The sequence below is a fragment of the Asticcacaulis sp. genome (assembly GCA_024707255.1).
Lineage (GTDB): Bacteria > Pseudomonadota > Alphaproteobacteria > Caulobacterales > Caulobacteraceae > Asticcacaulis.
On the sequence record JANQAC010000002.1, the window covers coordinates 291,181 to 316,819 of the forward strand.

Below are 25,639 nucleotides of genomic sequence, written 5' to 3' on the forward strand. Positions count from 1 at the left end.
AGACATCTTACCGGCATCATGGTATGAGTCCGGAAAATGACATAGAGGAGGTACACATGTGGAACCGGCGTCGGATATTGGGCAGCGGCATGGCGGCGGCAGGGGCATTCGGTCTGGTGCCGGCGGTAAAGGCGGAGACGGTTTCCCGCTCCACGGTAACCATCGGGCCGGAGGTCGTGGTCGAGATTGCTGATGGCCGTCTGCGCGGCGGGCACAGCCGGGGCGCCCTGGCCTTCAAGGGGGTTCCCTATGCGGGATCGGTGACAGGTGCGGCGCGATTCCGTGAAGCGCCGCCGGTCGTGCCGTGGTCGGGCGTGCGTGACGCGACGCATCTGGGCGCACCGTCATTGCAGAAAGCGAAATCGACCTATGGCGAGCAGGAGCCGGCCTATGCCGAGGATTGCCTGGTGCTCAATGTCTGGACCCCGGCGCTGAATGACGGCAAAAAACGCCCTGTCATGTTCTATTGCCACGGCGGCGGGTTCGCCACAGGCTCGGCGGGTTCGACGGCACAGGATGGCGCGCGCCTGGCAGCCACCTATGATGTGGTGGTGGTCGCCACCAATCACCGGCTGGGGCTTCTGGCCTATCTCTATCTCGGCGAGATCGGCGGGTCGGACTGGGCCACCTCCGGCAATCAGGGGATGCTCGATATCGTGGCCGGCCTGCGCTGGGTGAAGGCCAATATCGCGGCCTTCGGTGGCGATCCGGACAATGTGCTGATCTTCGGTGAATCCGGCGGTGGTTTCAAGGTCGGCACCCTGCTGGCCATGCCGGCGGCGAAGGGACTGTTCCACAAGGCCAGCATCCAGAGCGGCGCGGCCCTGACCCGAATGCCGAAGGCGATGGCGACCGAAACCGCGCTCAGGGTGCTCAAGGGGCTGAATATCGCGCCTGCCGACCTGCATAAACTGGCCGATATCCCGGCGGAACAGATTTTGGCCGTTCAACTGGCGGCGGAAGAAGGGCGGGGACCAATGACCCTGCCGTCCGATGGTTCGGCGCCTGCGCCGCGTGATGGCCGGCTGCACAAGGCGGGCTATTGGGTGCCGGGCGGCTACGGTCCCGTGGTCGACGGCACGGTCCTGCCGGCCGATCCGTTCGATCCGGTGGCCTCGCCCCTGATGGCTGATGTGCCGCTGATCGTCGGGCATAACCGCGACGAGGCGACCTTCTTCAATATGGGCCGACCCGATACTTTCACGCTCGATGAGGCCGGGCTGAAGGCGCGCCTGGCCACGGAATTCGGCGATGATGCCGACAAGCTGCTGACCGTCTATCGCGCCACCTATCCGCAGGCGACGCCGACCGATCTCTATATCGCCATCGCCTCGGCGCGCTGGTTCGGCGCGGATTCCGCCACGACAGCGGATCGCAAGTCCGCGCAGGCCGCGCCGGTCTATCAGTACCGCTATGACTACGCGTCGAATTTTCCGATCGCGGGCACGACCGTTACGCTTAAGGCCGGCCACGCCACCGAGATTGCCTCCCTTTTCCTCAATACCGACCAGCCGGGCGCGGAGGGCAATGCGCCCGGTCTGGCGGAAGCTTCCAGAAACATGAGCGCCTTTTGGGCCAGCTTCGCCCGCACTGGCAAGCCACAGGCGCCGGGCCAACCGGACTGGCCGCGCTATACCACAACAGACCGGCCGGTCATGCTGATCAATACCGCCTGCCGCGTTGAAAACGATCCCGAAGGCGCGGCGCGTCAGGTCTGGCAGGAAGAGGTCGCGGATTGAGCCGGTATGTCCTGGCCCTCGATCAGGGCACGACCTCCAGCCGGGCCATCATCGTCGATGGCGGCGGCCATATCCTGAAAATCGCCCAAAAGGAATTTCGTCAGATATTCCCGCAAGGCGGCTGGGTCGAGCACGATGCGCGCGAGATATGGAGCACCCAGATGGGGGTGGCGCAGGAGGCGCTGACGGCTGCCGGCCTGCGTGCTTCCGATATCGCCGCCATCGGCATTACCAACCAGCGCGAAACGACCGTTATCTGGGACCGTGCCACCGGCCAGCCCATCCACAATGCTATCGTCTGGCAGGACCGGCGCACGGCGGCCATCTGCGATGACCTGATCAGGGAGGGGCATGAGCCCCTGTTTGAGGCCGAGGACCGGCCTGCGCCTCGATGCCTATTTCAGCGGCACCAAGATCAAATGGCTGCTCGATCATGTACCGGAGGCGCAGGGAAGGGCAGAACGCGGCGAACTGGCCTTCGGCACCATTGATAGTTGGCTGGTGTGGAACCTGACTGGCGGCGCCCTGCATATCACCGACGCCAGCAATGCCAGCCGCACCCTTTTGTTCAATATCCATACCGGTGACTGGGACGACGATCTGCTGGCCGTGCTCGATATCCCACGTGCCTTGCTGCCGCAGGTGCGGGGCAATAGCGAGGTCTATGGCGAGACGGCGCCGGGGCTTTTCGGCGCGCGCATCCCCATTGCCGGCATGGCGGGCGATCAGCAGGCGGCGACCTTCGGGCAGGTCTGCCTGGAGCGCGGCATGGCCAAAAATACCTATGGCACCGGCTGCTTCATGCTGATGAATACCGGTGCCGAGGCCATGCAAAGCCGCTATAAACTGCTGACCACGCTTGCCTGGAAATTGGATGACAAACGCACCTACGCCCTGGAAGGCTCGGTCTTCGTGGCCGGCGCCCTGGTGCAGTGGTTGCGTGACGGTCTGGGCATTATCCGTTCCAGCGGCGAGATCGAGAGCCTGGCCGCTTCGGTGCCGGACAGCGGTGGAGTCGCTTTAGTGCCGGCGTTTGTCGGCCTTGGTGCGCCGCACTGGGATCCTTACGCGCGCGGCACGATCATCGGCCTGACTCGCGGTTCCACCAAGGCGCATATCGCCCGCGCGGCCCTGGAGGCCATCGCCTTCCAGTCTGCGGAAGTGCTGGAGGCCATGATATCGGATTCCGGCGTGGGCCTGACCGAACTGCGTGTCGATGGTGGGGCCAGCCATAACAATCTGCTGATGCAGTTCCAGGCCGATATACTGGGCGTGCCGGTCGTGCGACCGAAGATCACCGAAACCACCGCCCTGGGCGCTGCTTACCTGGCCGGTCTGGCGGTGGGTTACTGGCGTTCGACCGATGCGCTGCGCGCGCAATGGCTGGTCGATCGGGTGTTTGAGCCGGTTATGGGCACTGATGAGCGCCAGGCAAGGATGGTGCGGTGGCGCAAGGCGGTCGGCCGGAGCCTGGATTGGGAGGACAGGGCTTGAGTGATCCGCGTCCCGCCCTGCTGGTGAAGGCGATGGCCGATACCCTGTGGGACGTCATCGTCATCGGCGGCGGGGCCTCCGGCCTGGGCACGGCGGTGGAAGCGGCCTCGCGCGGTTACAAAACCCTGCTGCTGGAAGCGCATGACTACGCAAAGGGTACAAGCAGCCGTTCGACCAAGCTGGTACATGGCGGGGTGCGTTACCTGGCGCAGGGCCATATCCATCTGGTGAGGGAATCGCTGCATGAACGCGGCCTGCTCCGGCGCAATGCGCCGCATCTCGTGCATGACCTCGGCTTTCTGGTGGCGACCTATCAGCTTTGGCGGCTGCCCTTTTACGCCATCGGCCTCAAGCTTTATGACCTGCTGGCGGGGAAGCTGAATCTGCGCCCAAGCCGCTCTTTGGACCGCAAGGCAGCGCGGGCGCACATTCCGACCCTGAAATCCTCCGGTCTCAAGGGCGGCATTCTCTATTTCGACGGCCAGTTCGATGACGCCCGGCTGGCCATCACCTTGATGCGGACGCTTGAAGACCAGGGCGGCGTGGCGCTCAATGCCACGCCGGTCACGGGGCTGGCAAAATCAGGCGGCCGGGTGACAGGTGTACGCTTTGCCGACAGCGAAACAGGCGCCTCATATACGGCAAGGGCGCGCACCGTGATCAATGCCACCGGTGTGTTTGTTGATGCGGTCCGGCGGCTGGATGCGCCTGACGCAACACCTCTGCTGACGCCGAGCCAGGGCGTGCATATCGTGGTCGATCGCCGCTTTCTGCCGGGCAATACGGCGCTGATGGTGCCGCGCACTGCCGATGGCCGCGTGCTGTTCGCCGTGCCCTGGCACGACCGGACGCTGATCGGCACCACGGATACGCCGGTGGCGGAGATTAGCGAGGAGCCACGCGCGCTGGAGACTGAAATTGACTTCATCCTCAAAACAGCGGGCAACTATCTCGATCCGGCGCCCCGGCGAAGCGACATCCTCAGCGTATTTGCCGGTCTGCGCCCGCTGGTGAAAGCGGCTGCTGGCGACACGAAATCCCTGTCGCGCGAACATGATCTGGTCGTCTCGGATAGCGGACTGATCACCCTGACCGGCGGCAAATGGACCACCTATCGGCAGATGGGGGAGGATGCGGTGGATCTGGCGGCCGAAACTGGCGACCTGCCGCCCCGGCCAAGCGTCACCTCTGCCTTGCGCCTGCATGGCTGGGCCGAGAATAGCGGCCGCAATCACTGGCATGTCTATGGTCACGATGCGGCGGAAATCCACGCCCTTCCCGGCGCCGATATTCGCTTGAATCCGCATCTGCCCTATACGGAGGCCGAAGTGCGCTGGGCCGCGCGCTTCGAACAGGCGCGCAGCGTGGAAGACGTGCTGGCCCGTCGGCTGCGGGCGCTTTTCCTCGATGCGGCGGAGAGCCTAGCCATGGCGCCGCGCGTAGCGGAAATCCTGGCGGAGGAACTTGGGCGTGATCAGAAATGGCAGGCGGCTCAGGTCGAGACCTACGCCGCCCTGGCTCTGGGATATATGGCTTAAGCTGCCAGCATATTGCCGATACCGATGATCACGGTCGAGATGATCAGGGTGCCGATGCCGAGCCACACCAGGAACTGCGTCCGGCTGGCCGTGCCCTTCCATTCCTTCAGGGCAAAGCCCCACAGGGTGGAGAACAGGATGATCGAGGCCATGTGCAGGGTCCACGATGAGAAGCCGAACTTGCCCATCTGGCTTTCGCCCATGGTGTAGAAGAAAAACTGGAAGTACCAGAGGGTGCCGCCTAAGCCCGCCAGCGCGTAATTGGCCAGCAGAGGCGCCCGGCCCCGGCCGGCGTGCGCCGGAGCCAGCTTACCGGCCCACTCACCGGCGGATTTGTTTTTCAGGATCAGGTAGAGGCACCACACGAAATTGGTGGTGAAGCCGCCGGCCAGGACCACGCAAAGCACTGGCAGGCCGACCCACAACGGGCCCGTGCCGGCTGCCGCGGTGGCTTCGCGGATGGGATCACCCGCCGCCAGACCGAAGGAGAAGAAGGACGACATGACACCGGAGAAGACGGCGATCAGTATGCCCTTCTTCAGGTCGAATTCACCGCGATCCGGAACACTGGCATCACCGGACACGTTGGCAAGTTGCTTTTCCTTGGCGCCCCCGGCCAGGGCGACGATGATGATGCCGACGACAACCACGGCGATGCCGATAAAGGTATATTCACTGCCGTGCTTGGCAATCACTTCGCCGAACGTGCCTTGGAATATAGGCGGGCCAAGCGTGCCAATCACCGTGGTCAGGCCCAGCGCTACGGCCATGCCGAGCGACAGGCCGAGATAACGCATGGTCAGCCCGAAGGTCAGGCCGCCAAAGCCCCAGCCGGCGCCGCACAGATAGCAGACCAGCAGGGTATGCACGGGCGTATTCGCCAGGACGTTGATCAGGTCCTTGCTGCCGATAAAGGCGCCGATCCAGGGCGCCAGCACCCACGAAAAGATGCCGCCGGTCAGCCAGAAGATTTCCCAGGACCATAGCTTGATACGTTTATAGGGGACATAGAAGCTGGCGGAGGACAGGCCGCCCAGCCAGTGAAAGAAGACACCTAATAGCGGATTGGGGTTCATGCGCGTTTCCTGTTTTGTTTTTTATAGTCTGTAAATACGCTCGGCTGTGCCGGCGAACAGGGCGTCCCGTTCATCGGTGCTGAAGTCTTTGGTTATGTCATCATAGGCGTCCAGCGCCTTGCCGTAGCTGTTGAATAATTTATCGGTCGGGAAGTCACTGGCGAAGGCTACGCGATCAGTGCCAAAGCGTTCGATCGTTTCCAGAACAAGCACACGCATGGTCTCAACCGTCCAGTTGCGATCGATGAAGCCGAAGCCTGAAACTTTCACAGCAACGTGTGGGAGGCTGGCCAGAAGTTTCATACCGTCTTTCCACTGGGCAATGCCAGCCGGGTCGGTATCCACCGGCATCCCCATATGGTTGAGGATGACCTGGGTTTCCGGATTGACGCGCGCAATCAGATAGGCCTGGGTCATTTGGTTCGGATAGATCTGCAGATCGAACGACAGGCCGTATTTGGCCAACTTAGCATACCCCTCAACAAACTGATCATCGATCAGCAAGTTGGCCGGCGTATAGGTTTTTGACGGATTTGGGTGCCAGTTTATGATATGGCGGATGCCGCGCACATTGCGGTGTTCGGCGTGGGCCGCCAGAAGGGACTCGACATCGGGATCGTTAAGTGGGGCGAAGGCGACGATGGCGTCGGGATGGGTGGTCTCATTCGCCAGGGATTGCAGCCATTTCGTTTCGGCCAGCGCGTCATCCGGATGGGCGCCAGCATCGATATGGACCAGCTTTTCTACCGGATAGCCGCTGGCATCGCGGAAATAATCGGCCAGTGTATAGTCGGCGGCAATAGGCTCGACGCTGCCATTGGGGCCATCATCGGCAAAGGGCGGTGTAAGCCATGGATACCGCAGCCGGTCGAGTTGCCAGAGGTGGACATGGGCGTCCACAAATCGCTTTATGGCCATGTCCTCTCTCCTTTAATAGGTCGTCCGTCCGCCCGACGTATCGAAGACAGAAGCGGTGGTGAACGAGCATTCTTCCGAGGCCATGAAGCAGACCGTAGCGGCTGATTCGTCGACGATTCCTAAGCGCCCCATCGGGATTTTCGAGCGCATATAGTCGACCTGGCTTCGCGGTAATTGTTCGAGGATCGGCGATTCAAACGTAGCTGGCGTCAGAGCGTTGACGATGACGCCTTTCGTGGCCAGTTCCTTGCCTAAGGATTTGGTCAGGCCAATCACGCCGGCCTTGGAGGCGGAGTAGGCCGAGGCATTCGGGTTGCCCTCCTTGCCGGCGACGCTCGCCACATTGACGATGCGGCCATAGCCGCCTTCCAGCATGAAGGGGATAACCTCGCGGCAGCAGTAGAACAGGCCGTTGAGGTTGATATCCATGACCTTCAGCCAGCTTTCGACAGGGAACTCCCAGACCGGCACGGTGGCGCCGGTGATGCCAGCCGAATTGATCAGAATATCGATCTTGCCCAGAAGCTCCCTTGAGGCTTTTGCGGCGGCTGAAACGGCGGTGAGGTCGGAGACATCGAGCGCCACAACACCGGCCGCGCCGGTTTCGGCCTTTGCCGCATCCAGCGCCTCGGCATTGAGATCCCACAGGACGACCTGGCCGCCTTCAGCGACGATACGCGCGGCGGCGGCCTTACCGAGGCCCGAAGCGGCCCCGGTGACGATGGCCGTGCGGCCCTTAAAGCGGTTAGTATAGATCACTCGATAATCTCCAGACCTTCGAGGCTGAAGGGAATAACGGTCTGGCGTTGTTCGCCCAGTTTGGAGACACCGAGGTGCATCGTGTCGCCGGCATTGAGGTAGATCGGATCGGGCTTCTTGCCTTCACCGACGCCGGGCGGCGTGCCGGTAATGACCATATCGCCCGGCTGGAGGGTCACGAAGCGGCTGATATAGGCGAGCGCCTCGGCGACCGGGAAAATCATGGTGCGGGTATTGCCGGTCTGCATCCGCTGGCTGTTGACGTCGAGGAACATGTCCAGTTCCTGCGGATTGCCGACCTCGTCAGCCGTGACCAGCCACGGGCCGGTCGGGCAGAAGGTATCGCAGCCCTTGCCCTTGACCCATTGCGAACCGCGCTCTTTCTGGAAGGCACGCTCGGAGACGTCATTGACCAGCACATAGCCGGCGACATGGCTGAGGGCATCCTTCTCATCGACATAGCGGCAGGTCTTGCCAATGATGACGCCCAGTTCGACTTCCCAGTCCATCTTGGTGGCATCGCGCGGCTTCATCACATCGTCATTCGGGCCGCTGAGCGAGGAGGTAGCCTTGGTGAAATAGATCGGCTCCGGCGGCACGGGCAGGTTGGATTCCGCGGCGTGGTCCGCATAGTTGAGGCCGACGGCGATGATCTTGCCGATATTGGCCACAGGTACGCCGTAACGCGGCTGGCCGTCCACGACCGGCAGGCCGGCGACATCGGCGGCTTTCAGTACGTTGAGTTGCGACAGGCGGACCTCATTGGCGGTGATATCACCGACAACGGATGACAGATCGCGGATGCGGCCATCGGCATCGACGACGCCGGGTTTTTCCTGGCCTTTCGGGCCATAGCGGCAGAGTTTCATGGGGTAGTCCTCAACTTGAACAGGGTAGGAAAGGGGATCACGGAAAGGCACGGAAAAGGACGGAAAGATCACGGAATTCGTTGTGTAATAAGCACCGACGCGAAGAGTCAGTTTTCCTGCGCGCTCAACATCTATGCTGTTGCCCTGCGGGCGCAGACCTTAGTCGCAACCCATATTTCCGTGTTCTTTCGGTCCTTTTCCGTGCCTTTCCGTGATCTTCTAATATTAGTGCGTATAGGGACGATGCAGCTTGATCTCCGGATTCAGTTCGACACCGAAGCCCGGCTTATCCAGTGCGGAAACATTGAGGCGGCCATTGACCGGCACCGGCTCGCCCAGCAATTGCGGGTGGAACATTGGGGCGACATGATCGGCCTTGGGCGCCATCATCAGGAATTCGGCAAACGGCGAATTGTGACGCGTGATGACGAAGTGATAGGAATAAACCGAGGAACCGTGCGGCACGACCATGATGCCGCGTGAGTCGGCCATGGCTGAAATCTTCAGCAGTTCAGTCACGCCGCCACACCAGCCAACATCGGGCTGGATCAGGTCGCAGCAGTCCATTTCCATCAACATGCGGAAGCCCCAGCGCGTGGCTTCGTGCTCACCGGTGGTGACCAGCATACCGGCAGGAACATTCTTTTTGAGTTGCTGATAGCCCCAGTAATCGTCCGGGCTGATCGCTTCCTCGATCCACTTCAGGCCATGCGGCGCACAGGCATGGGCGAGCTTCGTGGCATAGTTGACGTCGAGCGCCATCCAGCAGTCCCACATCAGCCAGAAGTCATCGCCGCATAGCTTTCGCATATCGGCCAGCATCTCGACATTCTTCTTCAGGCCAGCATCGCCTTCGATCGGCCCGTGCAGCAGCGGCATCTTGCCGCCGATAAAGCCCATTTCCTTCGCCAGATCCGGGCGGGCGCCGGTGGCATAGAACTGCAACTCGTCACGCACCGCGCCGCCCAGCATATGATAAACCGGCTCGCCGCGCAGGCGCCCCATCAGATCCCACAGGGCCAGGTCGACGCCGGAAATGGCGTTCACCACCAGGCCCTTGCGGCCATAATATTGCGAGGCGAAATACATCTGGTCCCAGATGCGTTCGTAATCGAATGGCGAACGGCCTTCCAGAAAACGCGCGAAGTGCTTTTCCACCATATAGGCCGCCGGTTCGCCGCCGGTGGTGACCGCGAAACCGACCATACCGTCATCGGCCTCGATCTCGACCACCAGCGTGCCCAGCACATTGATGCCGAATGACTTGCGGCTCTGGCGATATTCCGGATAGCGGCCCATCGAGGTGGCGATATGGTTGTCTATCCAGTGGCCTTCGCCCTGGTCGTGATAATCGGCGCCGCCGCCGCCGTCACCGCCCTTGATGACGCTGGCGCGCACTTGCTTGATCTTGGGAAAATTTCGCATTAATCTCACCATTTGGGACGATCGATCACATCCCACAATCCCTGCATCGATTTTGGGCTGAACGGCTTGCGTTCGTCCCACACTTTAGATATGAGCATTAAATAATGAAACAAACGGCGTCAATGGATAATTTGAGCAGCAGGGACGGAGAGGGCGAAAGCGGCGGCAAATCACTGGCCGGCGCCCAGACCCTGGTGCGCGGCCTCGATGTCATGATGGCGGTGGCCGCCAATGCGCGCAGCCTGCCACAACTCTCCGAAGCCCTGGGCCTGACGCGCTCGACCACGCACCGCCTGGCCACCACCCTGGTGGAGCAAAGGTTCCTCAATTTTACGCCGCGCGTTGGTTATTCGCTGGGGCCGAAGCTGCTGGAACTCGGTCACCTCGCCTCGCGCCAGATGAACCTGCCGCGTATCGCCCATGACCATCTGCTGGCCCTGTCGCTTGATACCGGCGATACCGTCCATCTCGGCATACTGGATGGTGAGCGTGCCCTCTATCTCGACAAGGTCCAGGGCAGCCGCCGCATCGAAATCAGTTCGCGCATTGGCGAACGCCAACCCCTGCGCTCCACCGGTATCGGCAAGGCACTGCTGCTCGATGCCACCGATGATGAGCTGGCGACGGTCTATATGCGCGAAGGCCGCGAGTGGCCGGGTTACCGCGTCGATTTCGAGACCTGGATGGATCGGATGCGCGATTACGCCGCGAAGGGCTATGCCTACGATCTCGAAGAAAACGAAGACCGTATCCGCTGTGTGGCCGCGCCGATCCGCGACGCCGGCAACCGGATCATCGGCTCGATCAGCGTCTCCTCGGCCGCGCAATATATGGATGACGCCCGCATGAGCGCGCTCACCGAACAGGTGCTCGCCACCGTCCACGCCATTTCGCACGAATTCGGCTGGACGGAGATTAGTAAAAAATCAGATTTTCCGTCATGAAAACAATACTTCTCATACCGATAAGCATATTAGGTGCGTTGTGGATTTTTTATAAATATATTTGGTTTTAAAGACGGGAAAATATGCAGACAATTATGGTCAAGGTGATAAAAAAAACAAGCCCGATAAATTACTGGTTTGCAATAATAACTTATTTAATCTTGGCATTATCTATATTGTGTGGTTTTTCTATTCTTCTAATACCTAAAGCCATAAAAATATGGTCAGCCTCTTGAAAGGGAACGTAATGCTTTTACAAGGACAACGGATTCTGATCACGGGAGCCTCGCGCGGCATCGGCCGGGGCGCGGCCATAGAGTGCGCGAAACATGGGGCCGATATCGCCATCAATGCGTCAGCCCCTTCGGACTCCGTTGACAGTCTGGTAAAGGAAATCGAGGCCCTGGGCCGCAAGGCGGTCGTATCGATCGGCGATGTAGCCAATCCGGAGAGCGCAACCGCCTTTATCGAAGCGGCCGTAAAGGGGTTGGGCGGCGTCGACCACATGGTCGCCAATGCCGGCATCTGTCCGTTCCACAGCTTCCTGGACATGCCGGTCAAGGTGGTCAAACGCACGGTCGATGTCAACCTGATGGGCACCTATTATATGTGCCAGGCGGCCGCCAACCAGATGGTAAAGCAGGGGACCGGCGGGTCGCTGATCGCTATTTCCTCTATCTCGGCGCTGGTGGGCGGCGAGATGCAGTCACACTACACCCCCACCAAGGCCGGCCAGCATTCGCTGATGCAGTCGGTGGCCATCGCACTTGGCAAACATGGTATCCGCGCCAATTCGATCCTGCCGGGCACAATTGCCACGGACATCAACAAGGACGACCTCGCCGACCCCGCCAAGCGCGAATATATGGAAGGCCGCATCCCGCTCGGCCGCCTCGGCAAGCCTGAAGATATCGGCAAGGTCGTCGTCTTCTTGGCCTCCGACCTGGCGGGCTACATGACCGGCGCCCATGTGCTGGTCGATGGCGGGGCCTTTGTCCATTTACAATAGAGGTATTTCTGGAAAATAAATTTCTCAACAAATACAAATGGTTTGTATTTATTTTTAAAAACGGAAATAATTTTCAGAAAAATTGACCTTTGAGCCACATGGCGCATACTCATGAAGTCATTCAGGAGGGCGCCACATGGCCCATATCATTTTTGGTCGCTATGCCATTGATGCCGGGCTGCATCACTTTATCACCGATGAGGCCCTGCCGGGGTCGGGCATCACCGCCGATGCCTTCTGGCAAGGATTGGCCGGTCTGCTGACAACATTCAGCGATCGCAATGCCGCGCTGCTGGCGCTCAGGGACGAGCTTCAGGCGCAGATCGATGACTGGCACCGCGACCATGCGTTTGGCGCCAGCGCTTATAAGGCTTTCCTGCGAGACATCGGTTATCTGCGGCCGGAGCCGGCGGCTTTTCGGGTTTCCACGCAAAATGTCGATGACGAGATCGCCCGTCTGGCCGGCCCGCAACTGGTCGTGCCGGTTTCAAATGCGCGCTATGCCCTGAATGCCGCCAATGCGCGCTGGGGCAGCCTCTATGATGCGCTCTATGGCACCGATGCCATCGCGCCGCCCGTTGCCACGTGGGGTTACGACCCGAACGTGGCGCTCTGGTGCAAAAGCAGGCGCGCGCCTGGCTCGATCAGTTTGTGCCGCTGTCGGGCGCCAGCCACAGCGATGTGACGTCCTATAGGGTCGCTGGCGGTACGTTGGTCGCACAGACGCCGACGGGCGCGGCTGGTTTGCAAACACCTTCGCAATTCAGGGGCTATACGGGCACGGAGTCAGCACCCACATCAATCCTGTTGCGCCACAATGGCCTGCACATGGATATCCGGATCGATCGGAACAGTCCGGTAGGCCGCAATGACCCGGGCGGTGTTGCCGATATCGTCATGGAGGCGGCGCTTTCGGCCATCATGGACATGGAGGACAGCGTCGCCGCCGTCGATGCGGTGGACAAGGTCGGGCTGTACCGCAACTGGCTGGGCCTGATGACGGGCGGCTTGAGCGAAACCTTTGAAAAGGGCGGACAGACCCTGAGGCGGGCGCTCAATCCTGACCGTGTCTATACTGCGTCGGATGGCGATGTGCTGACTCTGCATGGCCGCAGCCTGATGCTGTCACGCAATGTCGGCCTGCATATGTACAGCGACATGGTGCGGGATGCGGAGGGCAGGGCCGTGCCTGAGGGTCTGATCGATCTGATGGTCACCGCCCTGATCGCGCGCCACGACCGAGGTAATAACAGCCGCACCGGTTCGGCCTACATCGTCAAGCCCAAGATGCACGGGCCGGAGGAGGTCGCCTTTGTCGTCGAGACCTTCGCCTTTGCCGAAGCGGCCCTGGGCCTGCCGGCGAACACGCTGAAAATCGGCATCATGGACGAGGAACGTCGCACCACCGTCAACCTGATGGCCTGTATCGAAGCCGCCCGGGAACGGATTTTCTTCATCAATACCGGTTTCTTGGATCGCACAGGGGACGAAATTCATACATCGATGCAGGCCGGGTCGATCATGCGCAAGGGCGACATCAAAAACGCGGTGTGGATCAGGGCCTATGAGGATTCCAATGTCGATATTGGCCTTGCTTGCGGCTTACCCGGACATGCTCAGATTGGGAAGGGAATGTGGGCGGCGCCGGACATGATGAAGGACATGCTGGCGCAGAAGATCGCTCATCCGAAGGCCGGCGCCACCACTGCCTGGGTGCCATCGCCGACCGCTGCCACCCTGCACGCCCTGCATTACCATATGGTCGATGTCGCCGCCGTTCAGGCGGAAATCGTCCGGTGTGCGCGTGCCTCGATCGATGATATCCTGACCCCGCCGCTGGCCGATCGGAATTACGCGCCCGAAGAGATCGCCGAGGAACTGGATAATAACCTGCAAGGTCTGCTGGGTTATGTCGTGCGCTGGATCGACCAGGGCATTGGCTGCTCCAAGGTGCCGGATATCCACGATGTCGGGCTGATGGAGGACCGGGCCACCCTGCGCATTTCCAGCCAGCATGTCGCCAACTGGCTGCGTCACGGCCTGGTTGACGAGGCGATGGTGATGGCACGGCTGAAGCACATGGCCCAGGTGGTCGACCGGCAAAACGCCGGCGATCCGGCCTATGTGCCGATGGCGCCGGATTTCGACGGCATCGCCTTCAAGGCGGCGTGCGATCTGGTCTTCCAGGGCGCGGCGCAGCCCAACGGCTATACCGAATTCATCCTGCACAAGCGACGGATTGAGGCCAAGCAGGCGGCCTTGTTGTCAGCTTAGGTCAGCAGGTGGCCGCCGATCAGAGCGGTAATCCGGTCGGCGGCGGCGCGCACCTTTTGCCCCAAGGCCGGAAGGCGATCCGGCGTCAGCCGCGTCGAGGGGCCGGAAAGCGATATCCCGGCGCGGGCCTCGCCGAAGGCGTTGAAAATCGGCGCTGCAACACAGCGCATTCCGGCATTGGCTTCCTCGTCATCGATCGACCAGCCGCGCCAGCGGATCGTTTCCAGTTCGGCGCGCAGGGCTTCAGGATCGGTAATCGTCATCGGTGTGAAGCGGGTCAGGGGTTTGCCGCGCAGGAAGGGCTCAATCCGCTCGGCTGGCATTTCCGCCAGCAGGGCCTTGCCGATCCCCGACGCATGACTGGCGCGGCGCTGGCCGATACCGAAAAAGGCGCGGATCGGTTCATGACATTCGACCTGCGACACGAAGACGACCTCGAAGCCGTCGAGCATGGCCATATTGACCGTTTCGCCCGTGGCTTCCATCAGGTCGGCCATGGCCGGGCGGCCGGCCAGCAGGATCTTGTTGCGGCGCTGGAAGGCCATGCCGATGCGCAGGGCCTCTATGCCGATCGACCATTTCTGGCTGGGCTCATCGACCGTCACGAGGTCATGGCCGGCCAGGGTGCTGAGCAGGCGGTGCGTGGTGGAAGGCGGCAGGGCGGATTTTTCAGACAGCTCCGTCAGCGTCAGGCCGTCATGATCGGACAGCGATTTCAGCAGGCCGAGCGCCTTTTCCAGAGATTGATTGGGCTTTGTGTCGGCCTTGTCCTCACGCGGCCGGCCGCGCGGCCGCCGGACTGGAACGGATGTCATTGCCAGCGCCTCTTCAGGCAGTTTGCAGAAATGGAAGTATTTTCCATAAATGATTGAAATTGACTTGTACAGGCGAAAGGGATGCGTTTCTGCGTGTCACCTGAAGGCAGCGCCCTGATTTATTTTCGCAACGCAAAAAGAAATCCATTTCCTGGCATGGCTTTTGCTGGTTTTGTAGTCACGGACAAGCGTGCGTAATGCAAATTTGTAATATACAGGCCGTATTTCTGTACCCCATAAATCACTTTGCCCTATGCCAGAGCCCAAAGGTATGAACTTGCAGTCACAAAATGAAACAGAGCCGCACGCGCATGGCGATATTCCACCGCTCGTCGTTGACCTCGACGGCACGCTGATCAAGACCGACCTGCTGCTTGAATCGGCGCTGGCCTTTGTCGCCCGGCACCCGTTTCAGTCATACAAGCTGATCTTCTGGGCACTGGCCGGCAAGTCGGTGCTCAAGCACAAGATCGCGCAGCACATCGAAATCGACGCGGCGACGCTGCCTTACAATGCGGATGTCCTGAACCACATCGAAGCTTCGGCCGGGACGCGCAAAATCTATTTGTCCTCGGCTTCCAACGAGAAATATGTCGGCCAGGTGCATGACCACCTGGGGGTGTTCGATGGTTTCATGGGGTCTGACGAAAAGACGAACAATTCAAAAACGGCCAAGATTACCCGCCTGAAGGCGGACTACGCCTGTGAGACATTCGACTATATCGGCAATGCCCATGATGATCTGCACATCTGGGGTCGCGCCAATGCCGCCATCGCCGTCAATGCCGGCGGTTCCGTGCGCCGGGCACTGCTGAAGGCCAAGCCGGACGCCGTCTTTCTCGATTCAACCGACAAACCGGCAAAGCCCTGGAAGCCCTATGTGAAGATGCTGCGGCCGCACCAGTGGGCCAAGAATACCCTGGTGTTCGTGCCCTTGCTGATGTCGCACGCCATCACCCTGCCTGCCGTTTTTCTGGCCTTTCTTGCCTTCATATCGTTCTCGCTGTGCGCCTCCAGTGTCTATATTCTGAACGATCTTCTTGACATCACCGCTGACCGCCAGCACCCCACCAAGCGGACGCGGCCCTTCGCGGCGGGAACGATCTCCGTGACCACCGGTGCATTCATCGGGATAGGTCTGCTGCTGGCCGCTTTCGTGATTGGCCTGTTCATTTCGCCGATGTTCCTGGCGGTTCTGGCGCTCTACTATGCCATGACGAACGCCTATTCCTTCCTGCTGAAGCGCAAGCTGATGATCGATGTCGTCACCCTGGCGGGACTTTACGCCACACGGCTTCTGGCTGGCGCCTATGCGCTGTCCATTCCCATTTCCGAGTGGCTGCTGGCATTTGCGGTTTTCATGTTCCTGTCGCTGGCACTGATCAAGCGCCACTCTGAAATGGCGATGCGCCTGGATGCCGGGCTCTCCGACCCGACAAACCGGGGTTACCGCATCACCGACTTGCCGGCACTGATCGCCCTGGCCGCGGCGGCCGGCTATTCTGCCATTATCGTCTTTGCGCTCTATATCGGACACCCGGATATCACCGTCCTGTATCATCATCCGCGTCGCCTCTATCTCGCCTGTCCGTTGTTGCTGTATTGGATTTCGCGGGCCGTCATGATGAGTCATCGCCGGGACATGCACGATGATCCGGTGGTCTTTGCATTGAAGGACCGGGTGAGCCTGATCACCCTGGGCCTGATCGGCGTGGTGGGACTGTCCGCCCTATGAACCAGTTGATGATCTACGGCGTTGTCCTGATCAGCGTCACCTTTAATGCCGTTGCGCAACTCCTGCTGCGCGTCGCCATGATGACCTTTAATACAAGCCTGGTGGCGCAGCCTATGCCGTCGCGCCTGCTGGCCTTGGCCTTCTCGCCACCCCTGCTGCTGGGCCTGGTGCTGTTCGGCCTGAGTGTCCTGTCCTGGCTGGTCGTGCTGTCGCGGCTGCCGGTCGGGATCGCCTATCCCATGGCGTCGCTGGGCTATATCGTGGCCACCCTGCTGGGCGTGGTGATCCTGAAAGAGCCTGTCCATATACTCCAGATAGTCGGCATCGTCCTGATCTGCAGCGGTGTCGCCTTCATTGCGCGTTCGGCCATGGCGTAGGTTTATCGGCATCTCAATTGTATGAGTATTGACTCTCCGGGCCATATCGTGATCGATAGGGCCACGGACACGCGCGGAAAGCGCGGTCGCAGGGAGTTGGATCATGTTGAGAGTTTCACGCCGCGCCGCATTGGCGTCTGCCGCCGGACTGGCGACCACGGGCCTTGCCGGCAAGGCATTGGCGCAAGGAGAGGCGCAGGTGACGGCCGTCACGCCGTTTCCGCTGTCGGCCGTGCGCCTGAAACCCTCTCTCTTCCTGACCTCGATCGAAGCCAACCAGCGCTATCTGCTGTCGCTCGATCCCGATCGCTTCCTGCATAATTTCCGTCTCTATGCCGGACTTGAGCCGAAGGGCGCGCTTTATGGCGGCTGGGAGGCGCGCGGCATCGCCGGCCACAGCCTGGGCCATTACCAGTCGGCGCTCAGCCTGATGTACGCCCAGACCGGCAAGCCGGAATTTCGTGAGCGCGCGCGCTACATCACCCGCGAACTGGCCCTGGTGCAGGGCCGCAATGGTGATGGCTATGCCGGCGGCACCAATGTCGACCGAGACGGTAAAACCGTGGATGGCAAGGTGATTTTCGAGGAAATCCGCCGCGGCGATATCCGCACACAAGGCTTCGATCTCAATGGCGGCTGGGTGCCGATCTATACCTACCACAAGGTGCTGGCCGGCACACTCGACGCCCACCATTATTGCGACGATCCGGCGTCGCTTGAGGTGGCGTTGGGCCTGGCGGATTATTTTGGCCGGATTATCGAGGGCCTCAGCGATGCGCAGGTGCAGGAAATCCTGCGCGCCGAACACGGCGGTATCAATGAGTGCTATGCCGAGCTTTATGCCCGCACCGGCAACACACGCTGGTTGACCCTGGCGGAACGCATCCGCCACCTGGCCGTGCTCGATCCGCTGGCTGAGGGCCGTGACGAACTGGCCGGTAAGCACGCCAATACGCAGATCCCGAAGGTCATCGGCCTCTCCCGCATTTACGAGGTGGCGCCCACCGACCAGCACAGGCAGGACTGCGCCAGGGCCGCACTGTTCTTCTGGGAAACGGTGACGAAGGACCATTCCTATGTCATTGGTGGCAATTCGGAATACGAGCATTTCGGTGAACCGCGCAAGCTTTCGAGACGCCTGGGCCAGCAGACCTGCGAAGCCTGCAACAGCTACAACATGCTGAAACTGACGCGCCATCTTTATGGCTGGTCGGGCGATGCGCGCTATTTCGACTTCTATGAGCGCGCGCATCTCAATCATATTATGTCGCAGCAGGATCCGCAGACCGGGATGTTCACCTATTTCACGCCGCTGGCCTCGGGGTATGGACGCGTCCATTCCTCGCCGGAAAACGATTTCTGGTGCTGCGTCGGATCTGGGATGGAAAGCCATTCCAAGCACGGCGAAAGCATCTGGTGGCGCAAGGGCAACCGGGTGCTGGTCAATCTCTACTATGCCTCGACGCTCGACTGGACGGATAAGGGCGTCAAGCTCGACATGGACACGGAATTTCCGTTGAAAGAAACGGTATCCTTGCGTGTCAGCCAGGCCAAGGCGCCGTTTGAACTGGCGCTGCGCGTGCCATCATGGTGCGCCGCCCCGAAACTGACGGTGAATGGCAGGGCCGTGGCGACCCAGCCGCAGGACGGTTATCTCGTGCTGACATTCCTCAAGGCGGGCGATGTGGTCGGCCTGATCCTGCCGATGGCGGTCCATGCCGAGACCATGCCCGATGATGACCGGCTGGTGGCTTTCCTGAACGGGCCGCTGGTCTTGGCCGCCGATCTGGGGCCGAGCGACAAACCATGGGAAGGTTTCGATCCGGCCGTGGTGGCGGACAGCAATGAGGGCGTGTTGGTGCGGGCAGGGGAGACCTTCAGCCTGGGTACGCACGGCCAGCCGGAAAAGCTGGTGCTCAGGCCCTTTTACGGCCAGCATCATAACCGCACCGCCGTCTACTTCCGCCGCTTTACGCCTGCTGAGTGGCCGAAGGCGGAGGCCGGTTACCGCGCCGCCGCGGCTGAAAAGGCAGATATCCTGAGGCGTACCGTCGATTCCATCCGCCTCGGCGAACAGCAACCGGAAACCGATCACGCCTTTGAAGGCACGCCCAACACGGCCGCGATCAGCCATATCGCCGAGCGTGGCCGGCTTATCAATAAGGGTTATTTCCAGTTTGAACTTGCGGTCAGGCCGGGGCCGCTCGATTTGCAGGTCAGCTATAACGGCAGCGATCACAACAAGGATTTCAATATCCTGGTCGATGGTCAGTTACTGGCGCATGAAACCCTGCCGGGCGAGGCCACTGTGGCGCGGACGGTGAAGACCTATCCGCTGCCGGACCTGGCTGGCAAAAACAGGATTACCGTCCGTTTCGAGGCCGCCGCCGACCAGTGGGCGACGGCCTATGAATGCCGGGTGATCGCGCGGAAGACGGAGTCAGTCTAGGGTTTGTGATAGTCGGCGACGCGCTTGACTTCCTCGCGGGAGCCGAGCACGACGCCGACCCGCTGGTGCAGGGCCTCCGGCTGGATATCAAGGATCGGGTGGAGGGCGTCGGTCGCCGCGCCCCCGGCCTGTTCGATCAGGAAGGCGATGGGGTTGGCCTCGTACATCAGGCGCAGCTTGCCGATGCCTTTGCGGCTGTCGACCGGGTACATGAAAATGCCGCCGCGCGTCAGGACGCGATGGACATCGCCGACCATCGAGGCCAGCCAGCGCATATTGAAATCAGCCCCCCGCGCGCCGGTCTTGCCGGCCAGGCATTCGTCGATATAGCGGCGGACTGGCGGCATCCAGTGGCGGTGGTTCGACATGTTGATGGCAAATTCGCGCGTGCTGGCGGGAATGGTCATCTGCGGTACGGTCATCAGCCAGTCGCCGGTTTTCTGATCAAGCGAGAAGGCGGAAACACCGGCGCCAAGCGTCAGGACCAGGGTGGTCTGCGGGCCGTAGATGGCGTAGCCGGCCGCCAGCTGCCGGCGGCCGGGCTGCAGGACATCGGCTTCGGTCACCGGGCCGGACGGCGCTTTCAGGACGGAAAAGATGGTGCCGACCACGCCGTTGACATCGACATTGCTGGAGCCATCGATGGGATCGAAGACCAGCAGGTATTCGCCACTAGTCAGCGGGTAAATCTCTTCCATCTCTTCCGAGACCAGGGCCGACACATGTCCGCCCCAGCGCTGCGCCTCCAGCATCATATCATTGGCGATGACATCGAGCTTTTTCTGCACTTCGCCCTGGACGTTTTCCTGTTCGAGCGCGCCGGTCAGGCCATCGATGGCGCTGGTATTGACGGCGTGGCCGATGTCGCGGCAGGCATCGGCGACCGCCAGGATCAGTTGGCGCAGGGAGTCGGGGGCGGATTGTGCGGCAAGGAACCGGGGGAGAGGTGTCAGCATGGTATCCAGTGTGGCTTGTTATTGTTGCCGCGCACCATAGCGAAATCCGCAAAACACGCCACCCCGTTTACACCGGGTGAGTGTTGTTAGGGTTAATCATTTCTCGTTTTGGGCGTATTCCACAAAAATAATTAACCTGTTGTTAACAATGGCTGGTGGGCCGGCCGTAAACCTGATTACATCGGGCGGTAATCAGGAGCTGTCCCATGCTGGCCAGGATCAAGCGTCTCGCCCCCTATTTTCTCCTCGGCCCCGTCAGTGGTCCGCTGGTGGCCGGCATCGTTCATAATTTCCGCGGCGGCCGCCCGGTTCTCGGCACCATGTACGCTGTTCTTCTGCTGGAATTCATCTATCTGCTGCCGGTGCTTTCGGCGAAATATATCCCGACCCTGATGCACTGACGTCATCCCGGCTTGCCGGAAACAGCCGGACAGGCCACAGTTCTGTCTCTGATTCTTTTCGGGAGAGACTGATGGCCCTGCGTGACCTGACCGGCGCGGTCGATTTCGGCCACCTCGAAGCCTATACGCTGAATGACGCCGTGGTGATGGAGGAAGTCCTGCGCATCTTCCAGCAGCAATGCGAATTGTGGGCGCCGCTCCTGACGACTCAACACGCCGGCTGGCGCGATGCCGCCCATACCATCAAGGGCGCGGCGGCAGGTGTGGGCGCGGGCCTTCTGGCGGCAGCGGCCGAAGCGGCCGAGCGCGGCGATGCGGAAGGGGCCGATTTCCGCCTGGACAAGGTCCGGTCGGCCATGAATGCCGCCCAGCATGACGTGGCGGCCTATCTCCACGAACTGCAACTCAGGTCCCTGCGCGGTTAAGCTGAACTGACGCGAAAAGCCGGTTTTTATGGCTTGGCAATCGGGAAGCGGCTCTTTAAACGCACTCGCGAAACCTTATCTTTCAGTGAAACCAGAGAGCCGGCATGAGCGACGAAGAGCTGCATATCATCTGTACCGACCGCGAAGGCGTGGTCCATACCCTGCCGGCGCTCGAAGGCTGGCGCATTATGGAAATCATCCGTGACAACGGCCTGCCGATCAAGGCCGAGTGCGGCGGTTGCCTGGAATGCGCCACCTGTCATGTTTATGTCGCCGATACGTGGCAGGACAAACTGGTGCCGAAATCCGACGAGGAGGACGAGAAGCTCGACGAAGCCTTCAATGTGAAGCGCAGTTCTCGTCTCTCCTGCCAGATTTTGATGCGCGATGATCTAAACGGACTTGAGGTCACCCTGGCGCCCGAAGCGGATTAAGCCGCAGCGAGCCGGGGTATCAAAAAGGGATAATCCATGCGTTTAAAAACCCTGCTGGCGTCTTTGCTGATCGGTTCGGCCCTGGCCGGTGCCGCCTGGGGCTGGGGCTCTTCGGGGCATCGCATGATCGGCGAGATGGCGCTAAAATCGCTGCCGGATTATATGCCCGCCTTCCTGCGCAGCCCGCAGGCGATTGCTGATGTCGGCGAATATGCCCGCGAGCCCGACCGCTGGCGCGGCGCCGGTAAGGTTCACGACAATGACCGCGATGTCGCCCATTTCATCGACCTGGATGATGACGGCAATACCCTGGCCGGCGTCTCGCTGGATAACCTGCCGTCCAACCGCTCTGACTATGAAGCGGCCCTGCGCGCCAAGGGTGTCGAGCCCTACAAGGCCGGCTATCTGCCTTACGCCACGGTCGACGCCTGGCAGCAGGTCGTCAAGGACATGGCCTTCTGGCGTGTCCTGACCTATGTCGAGGCGCGCGAAACCGACCGGACGAAGAAAGCCTGGTACAAGGCCGATCTTGCCCGCCGCGAAGACCTGACCCTGCGCGATATCGGCATCCTGGCGCATTATGTCGGCGATTCGACCAACCCGATGCACCTGAGCATCCATTATAATGGTTGGGGCGATTTCCCCAATCCGAATGGGTTCACCACGGAAAAGGTCCATTCGCCCCTCGAAGGCGTCTATGTCCACGACACCGTCAGGGAAGACGACATCAGGGACGCCATGGGCGACTATGTCCCCTGCACGGCGCCGATCATGACGTGCGTCACCGGCCGTTTCAAACCGAGCTTCGCCAAGGTGGTGCCGATGTACCAGATGGAAAAGGACGGCGGTTTCACGCCCGGCGACCCGCGCGGCAAGGCCTTCATGGTGGAGCTACTGGGGCGCGGCGCCGGCGACCTGCGGGACGCGCTGCTCGATGCCTGGCGTGAGTCGAAGACCATGCAGGTCGGTTACAAGGCCGGCAGCTATGATGATTTTGTCGGCGGCCGGATCGCCGATCCGTGGGAAGTGCTTTATGGCGACGACTAATCAATACGGCGCGCGGCGCGAAGGTCTGGATTACCTGCCGCGGACCGGCGGTTACGGTATCCTGACGATCAATGGCAAGATCGCCTGCGCGCGCATCGGCTATGGCCCCTACAGCTATGATTTTCCCGGCGGCGCCACCGACCCCGGTGAAACGCCGGAACAGGCGGTGGTGCGCGAGTTCGGTGAGGAGGTCGGGCTGGTGGTCGAGGTTGTCCGGACGATCACCGATCTGAGGCACTACATCATTCATGAGAATGGCACGCCCTATAACAATCACAGCCACTTCTTTGAGATGCGGCTGGTTGGCGAGGACGCTGCCTTGAAAATCGAAGCGGATCATGAACTGGTCTGGCTCGATCCGATGGTTGTGATGACGCACCTGAAGCATGAGGGCTATGCCTGGCCGCTGGCTTTGTGGTTGCGCGATCAATCAATTTAATTGAATGATTTTATAAATTTAATTCATTGGATCGAATGAAGGCGTGGGTCTAAAAACAGGCTGTCAGAGAACTGAAAGTCCGCCCAATGACCGACCTTGCCGCCAAATTACCCGCCCGCCTGCCGGAAGTCTTTCCAGGCGTTATTATTTCCGCCCTGCTTGGGGCCGTTGCGTTCGGACTCCACCAGTTGCCGCACATGAGCGCCGTGTCTCCGGCCATTCTGGCGGCGGTGATCGGCCTGTTTCTGGTCCATGCCGTGAAATTGCCGGGCCGTGCGGAGGCGGGTATCGCCTTTTCCTCGCGCAGCCTGCTGCGCTGGGCAGTGGCATTGCTTGGCCTTCAGGTCAGTTTCGGCCAGATCGTGGCGATCGGCTTGACGGGATTCCTTATTGTCGCCGCCGGCCTGGCGGTCAGTTTCGTGACGATCCGCGCGGTGGGCCGGGCGCTCGGTGTAGCGCCGAAACTGGCCGAACTGATCGCCGCCGGCACCAGTATCTGCGGCGCTTCGGCGGTGGCGGGCGTCAATGCGGTGACCGGGGCCGAGGACGAGGATGTCGCCTATGCCGTGGCCATGGTGACCCTGTTCGGCACGGCCGCCATGCTGCTTTATCCGCTGGCTGACCATCTGATGATGCTGGATGCCCGCCGTTACGGCCTGTGGGCGGGCGCGTCGATCCATGAGGTGGCGCAGGTGGTCGGCGCCACGGCGCAGGTCGGGCCGGCGGCCACGCAGTCGGGCGCCATTGCCAAGCTGACGCGGGTGCTGATGCTGGCGCCGCTGGTCATGAGCCTGCGTTTGGGGCGCAAGGCCGAAGCCGGAAATACGGGCACCGGCGTGCCGCTGTTCGTCATCGGCTTCCTGGCCCTGGTGGTGGTCAACAGCCTGGTCGTTCTGCCGCACGAACTGACGACCCTGGCCGGGCAGGTATCGGGCTTCCTGCTGGCCATGGCGCTGGGGGCGATGGGCCTGAAGACCCATATCAATGGCCTGAAAGCCAAGGGCTGGGCACCGTTGGCCCTGGGTGCATTCGGCGCGCTATTCATCTCGCTTTTTACGCTGGGACTCACTTTAGCTTTCGCCTAAATAAAAGCATGACTTTAGAACAGTTACGCATCTTTATCGCCGTTGCCGAACGCGAGCACCTGACCCGCGCGTCTGAGGCGCTCAACCTGACGCAATCGGCGGTCAGTTCAGCGATTGCGGCGCTGGAGGGGCGGTACGGCACGAAGCTGTTCGACCGCATCGGCCGTGGCATTGCGCTGACCGAAGCCGGACGGCTGTTCCTGCCGGAGGCGCGGGCGGTCCTGGCGCGGGCACGGGCGGCCGAGCAGACCCTGCATGACGCAACGGGTGGCCTCCGCGGAACGCTTAACCTGGCCGCCAGCCAGACGGTCGCCAATTTCTGGCTGCCGGAGCGCCTGGCGCGCTTTCATGCCGCCTATCCCGGCCTGACCCTGGGGCTTTCGATCGGCAATACCGACCGAGCAGCGGTGAAGGTGCTGAGCGGCGAAGCTGATATCGCGGTGGTGGAAGGGCGAGTGGATGACCCGCGGCTGGCGGTCACACCGCTTGACGGGGACAGGCTGGTGCTGATTGCGCCCATGGGGCTCAACCTGCCGCACCCCCTGACGCCGGCGGATTGGGCCGGGTTCCGCTTTATCGTCCGCGAACCGGGATCGGGGACACGGCATATTCTGGAAGACCATCTCGCCACGATGGGGTTAAGGCTCGATGCCGGTAATGACGCTGGCAATATCGTCATGGAACTGCCGTCGAACGAGGCGGTGCGCGGCGTGGTCGAGGCGGGACTGGGCGTTTCCCTGCAATCAGAACTGGTGGCGCAACGGGCGATCCGCGCCGGCCTGCTGCAGGGCATGGACATCGGGTTGGCGCCGCGATCCTTTTACCTGCTTCGCCTGAAGGAACGCAGCGGCACCCGCGCCGAACAGGCTTTTATGGATATCTGCAAGGATTAGAAACGTCTCAGGATGAATTCGTCATCGAGCGTCTGGCCGACCGGGAACTGATATTCACCCACCCGTTCGAAACCGTAAGAGCGGTACAGCGCCTGCGCCTTGTGGTTTTCGCTCCAGACGCCAATCCACTGCGGTGCATCGCCATAGGTCTCGCCCAGCCAGTTCAGGGCAATGGCCATCAGCATCCGGCCCAGGCCCTTACCCTGCTGGCTGGAATGGACATAGAGCCGCTTCAATTCGCCGGCACCGGCCGGATCGGCGTCGGCGTGCGGCAGGCCGACCGGTCCGCATTGCAGGTAAGCGACGGCATCATCGCCGTCATAGACAATGCGCCAGAACTGCGTCGGATCGGCGGTCTCCAGCGTCAGCTTTTCGGGCGCATAGGATTTGGCCAGAAAAGCGCTCAGGTCTTCGGGCGGATAGAGATGGGCGAAGGTCTCGGTAAAGGTGTCCTTCGCCAGTTGCGACAGGGCGGGGATGTGGTGGGGTTCGACGGGCAGGATGCGCATGAGCGTGTGATAGCCGTCCATGCGCTTGT

General features: G+C 61.1%; 24 protein-coding genes and 1 pseudogene. 17 read left to right on the plus strand and 8 right to left on the minus strand.

Annotated elements, in window-relative coordinates:
• The first annotated feature begins 56 nt into the window (after positions 1-56).
• Genes NVV72_12590 through NVV72_12605 form a run of 4 tightly spaced genes read left to right on the plus strand, consistent with a single transcriptional unit; the run spans position 57 to position 4,771 of the window.
• On the plus strand, positions 57-1,739 hold the full coding sequence (locus NVV72_12590) for a carboxylesterase family protein (protein MCR6660125.1): 1,683 nt from the start codon (positions 57-59) through the stop codon (positions 1,737-1,739).
• On the plus strand, positions 1,736-2,230 hold the full coding sequence (locus NVV72_12595) for an FGGY family carbohydrate kinase (GenBank protein ID MCR6660126.1): 495 nt from the start codon (positions 1,736-1,738) through the stop codon (positions 2,228-2,230). Before NVV72_12590 ends, NVV72_12595 begins: the two co-directional genes overlap by 4 nt.
• Complete coding sequence (locus NVV72_12600) at positions 2,121-3,233, plus strand: glycerol kinase (GenBank protein ID MCR6660127.1); 1,113 nt, start codon at positions 2,121-2,123, stop codon at positions 3,231-3,233. The genes NVV72_12595 and NVV72_12600 overlap by 110 nt, the downstream gene beginning before the upstream one ends.
• Positions 3,230-4,771: a glycerol-3-phosphate dehydrogenase/oxidase gene (locus NVV72_12605; protein MCR6660128.1), complete on the plus strand. Its 1,542-nt coding sequence runs from the start codon at positions 3,230-3,232 to the stop codon at positions 4,769-4,771. Before NVV72_12600 ends, NVV72_12605 begins: the two co-directional genes overlap by 4 nt.
• Here the strand turns inward: NVV72_12605 and rhaT are convergent.
• The 5 genes from rhaT to rhmD all read right to left on the minus strand — a co-directional run bounded on the left by rhaT (position 4,768) and on the right by rhmD (position 9,818).
• Positions 4,768-5,847: an L-rhamnose/proton symporter RhaT gene (gene rhaT, locus NVV72_12610; protein ID MCR6660129.1), complete on the minus strand. Its 1,080-nt coding sequence runs from the start codon at positions 5,845-5,847 to the stop codon at positions 4,768-4,770. The genes NVV72_12605 and rhaT overlap by 4 nt on opposite strands.
• 21 nt (positions 5,848-5,868) lie before the next feature.
• The gene (locus NVV72_12615; GenBank protein ID MCR6660130.1) at positions 5,869-6,765 is read right to left on the minus strand and encodes an amidohydrolase family protein; all 897 of its coding nucleotides are present in this window, start codon (positions 6,763-6,765) and stop codon (positions 5,869-5,871) included.
• Between the two features lie 12 nt (positions 6,766-6,777).
• Entirely contained in the window at positions 6,778-7,524 is a 747-nt protein-coding gene (locus NVV72_12620) for an SDR family oxidoreductase (GenBank protein MCR6660131.1), read from the minus strand.
• Positions 7,521-8,393 (minus strand): fumarylacetoacetate hydrolase family protein, encoded by an 873-nt coding sequence (locus NVV72_12625; GenBank protein MCR6660132.1) that lies wholly within the window; start codon positions 8,391-8,393, stop codon positions 7,521-7,523. The genes NVV72_12620 and NVV72_12625 overlap by 4 nt, the downstream gene beginning before the upstream one ends.
• A 225-nt stretch (positions 8,394-8,618) precedes the next feature.
• Complete coding sequence (rhmD, locus tag NVV72_12630; GenBank protein ID MCR6660133.1) at positions 8,619-9,818, minus strand: L-rhamnonate dehydratase; 1,200 nt, start codon at positions 9,816-9,818, stop codon at positions 8,619-8,621.
• 122 nt (positions 9,819-9,940) lie between these two features.
• On the opposite strand from rhmD, the gene NVV72_12635 reads away from it, so the two are divergent.
• The 3 genes and pseudogenes from NVV72_12635 to NVV72_12645 all read left to right on the plus strand — a co-directional run bounded on the left by NVV72_12635 (position 9,941) and on the right by NVV72_12645 (position 14,045).
• On the plus strand, positions 9,941-10,762 hold the full coding sequence (locus tag NVV72_12635) for an IclR family transcriptional regulator (protein MCR6660134.1): 822 nt from the start codon (positions 9,941-9,943) through the stop codon (positions 10,760-10,762).
• Between the two features lie 247 nt (positions 10,763-11,009).
• Positions 11,010-11,771, plus strand: coding sequence for an SDR family oxidoreductase (locus NVV72_12640; protein MCR6660135.1), 762 nt, complete (start codon positions 11,010-11,012; stop codon positions 11,769-11,771).
• A 136-nt stretch (positions 11,772-11,907) separates the two neighbouring features.
• A pseudogene (locus NVV72_12645) lies at positions 11,908-14,045 on the plus strand (malate synthase G).
• Here NVV72_12645 and NVV72_12650 read toward each other — a convergent pair.
• Positions 14,042-14,860 (minus strand): IclR family transcriptional regulator, encoded by an 819-nt coding sequence (locus tag NVV72_12650; GenBank protein MCR6660136.1) that lies wholly within the window; start codon positions 14,858-14,860, stop codon positions 14,042-14,044. The pseudogene NVV72_12645 and the gene NVV72_12650 overlap by 4 nt on opposite strands.
• Before the next feature lie 271 nt (positions 14,861-15,131).
• Here NVV72_12650 and NVV72_12655 point away from each other — a divergent pair, with 271 nt between their 5' ends.
• From NVV72_12655 to NVV72_12665, 3 genes are all read left to right on the plus strand, one after another.
• Positions 15,132-16,595 (plus strand): UbiA family prenyltransferase, encoded by a 1,464-nt coding sequence (locus NVV72_12655; GenBank protein ID MCR6660137.1) that lies wholly within the window; start codon positions 15,132-15,134, stop codon positions 16,593-16,595.
• Positions 16,592-16,972: an EamA family transporter gene (locus tag NVV72_12660; GenBank protein ID MCR6660138.1), complete on the plus strand. Its 381-nt coding sequence runs from the start codon at positions 16,592-16,594 to the stop codon at positions 16,970-16,972. The genes NVV72_12655 and NVV72_12660 overlap by 4 nt, the downstream gene beginning before the upstream one ends.
• Before the next feature lie 103 nt (positions 16,973-17,075).
• The gene (locus tag NVV72_12665) at positions 17,076-19,421 is read left to right on the plus strand and encodes a glycoside hydrolase family 127 protein (GenBank protein MCR6660139.1); all 2,346 of its coding nucleotides are present in this window, start codon (positions 17,076-17,078) and stop codon (positions 19,419-19,421) included.
• On the opposite strand, the gene NVV72_12670 is transcribed toward NVV72_12665, so the two are convergent.
• Positions 19,418-20,377, minus strand: a complete 960-nt coding sequence (locus tag NVV72_12670; protein ID MCR6660140.1) for a class 1 fructose-bisphosphatase — start codon at positions 20,375-20,377, stop codon at positions 19,418-19,420. The genes NVV72_12665 and NVV72_12670 overlap by 4 nt on opposite strands.
• Before the next feature lie 206 nt (positions 20,378-20,583).
• On the opposite strand from NVV72_12670, the gene NVV72_12675 reads away from it, so the two are divergent.
• From NVV72_12675 to NVV72_12705, 7 genes are all read left to right on the plus strand, one after another.
• Complete coding sequence (locus tag NVV72_12675; GenBank protein MCR6660141.1) at positions 20,584-20,778, plus strand: hypothetical protein; 195 nt, start codon at positions 20,584-20,586, stop codon at positions 20,776-20,778.
• Positions 20,779-20,849: 71 nt separating this feature from the next.
• Complete coding sequence (locus NVV72_12680; protein MCR6660142.1) at positions 20,850-21,203, plus strand: Hpt domain-containing protein; 354 nt, start codon at positions 20,850-20,852, stop codon at positions 21,201-21,203.
• 104 nt (positions 21,204-21,307) lie between these two features.
• Entirely contained in the window at positions 21,308-21,637 is a 330-nt protein-coding gene (locus tag NVV72_12685; GenBank protein ID MCR6660143.1) for a 2Fe-2S iron-sulfur cluster-binding protein, read from the plus strand.
• 36 nt (positions 21,638-21,673) lie between these two features.
• Complete coding sequence (locus NVV72_12690; protein MCR6660144.1) at positions 21,674-22,684, plus strand: hypothetical protein; 1,011 nt, start codon at positions 21,674-21,676, stop codon at positions 22,682-22,684.
• On the plus strand, positions 22,671-23,123 hold the full coding sequence (locus NVV72_12695; GenBank protein MCR6660145.1) for an NUDIX domain-containing protein: 453 nt from the start codon (positions 22,671-22,673) through the stop codon (positions 23,121-23,123). Before NVV72_12690 ends, NVV72_12695 begins: the two co-directional genes overlap by 14 nt.
• Before the next feature lie 86 nt (positions 23,124-23,209).
• A complete protein-coding gene (locus NVV72_12700) occupies positions 23,210-24,208 on the plus strand; it encodes a putative sulfate exporter family transporter (protein MCR6660146.1) in 999 nt (332 codons plus the stop codon).
• Between the two features lie 8 nt (positions 24,209-24,216).
• On the plus strand, positions 24,217-25,101 hold the full coding sequence (locus NVV72_12705; protein MCR6660147.1) for a LysR family transcriptional regulator: 885 nt from the start codon (positions 24,217-24,219) through the stop codon (positions 25,099-25,101).
• Here the strand turns inward: NVV72_12705 and NVV72_12710 are convergent.
• Complete coding sequence (locus tag NVV72_12710; protein ID MCR6660148.1) at positions 25,098-25,631, minus strand: GNAT family N-acetyltransferase; 534 nt, start codon at positions 25,629-25,631, stop codon at positions 25,098-25,100. The two genes, NVV72_12705 and NVV72_12710, sit on opposite strands and share 4 nt — an antisense overlap.
• Positions 25,632-25,639 lie beyond the last annotated feature (8 nt).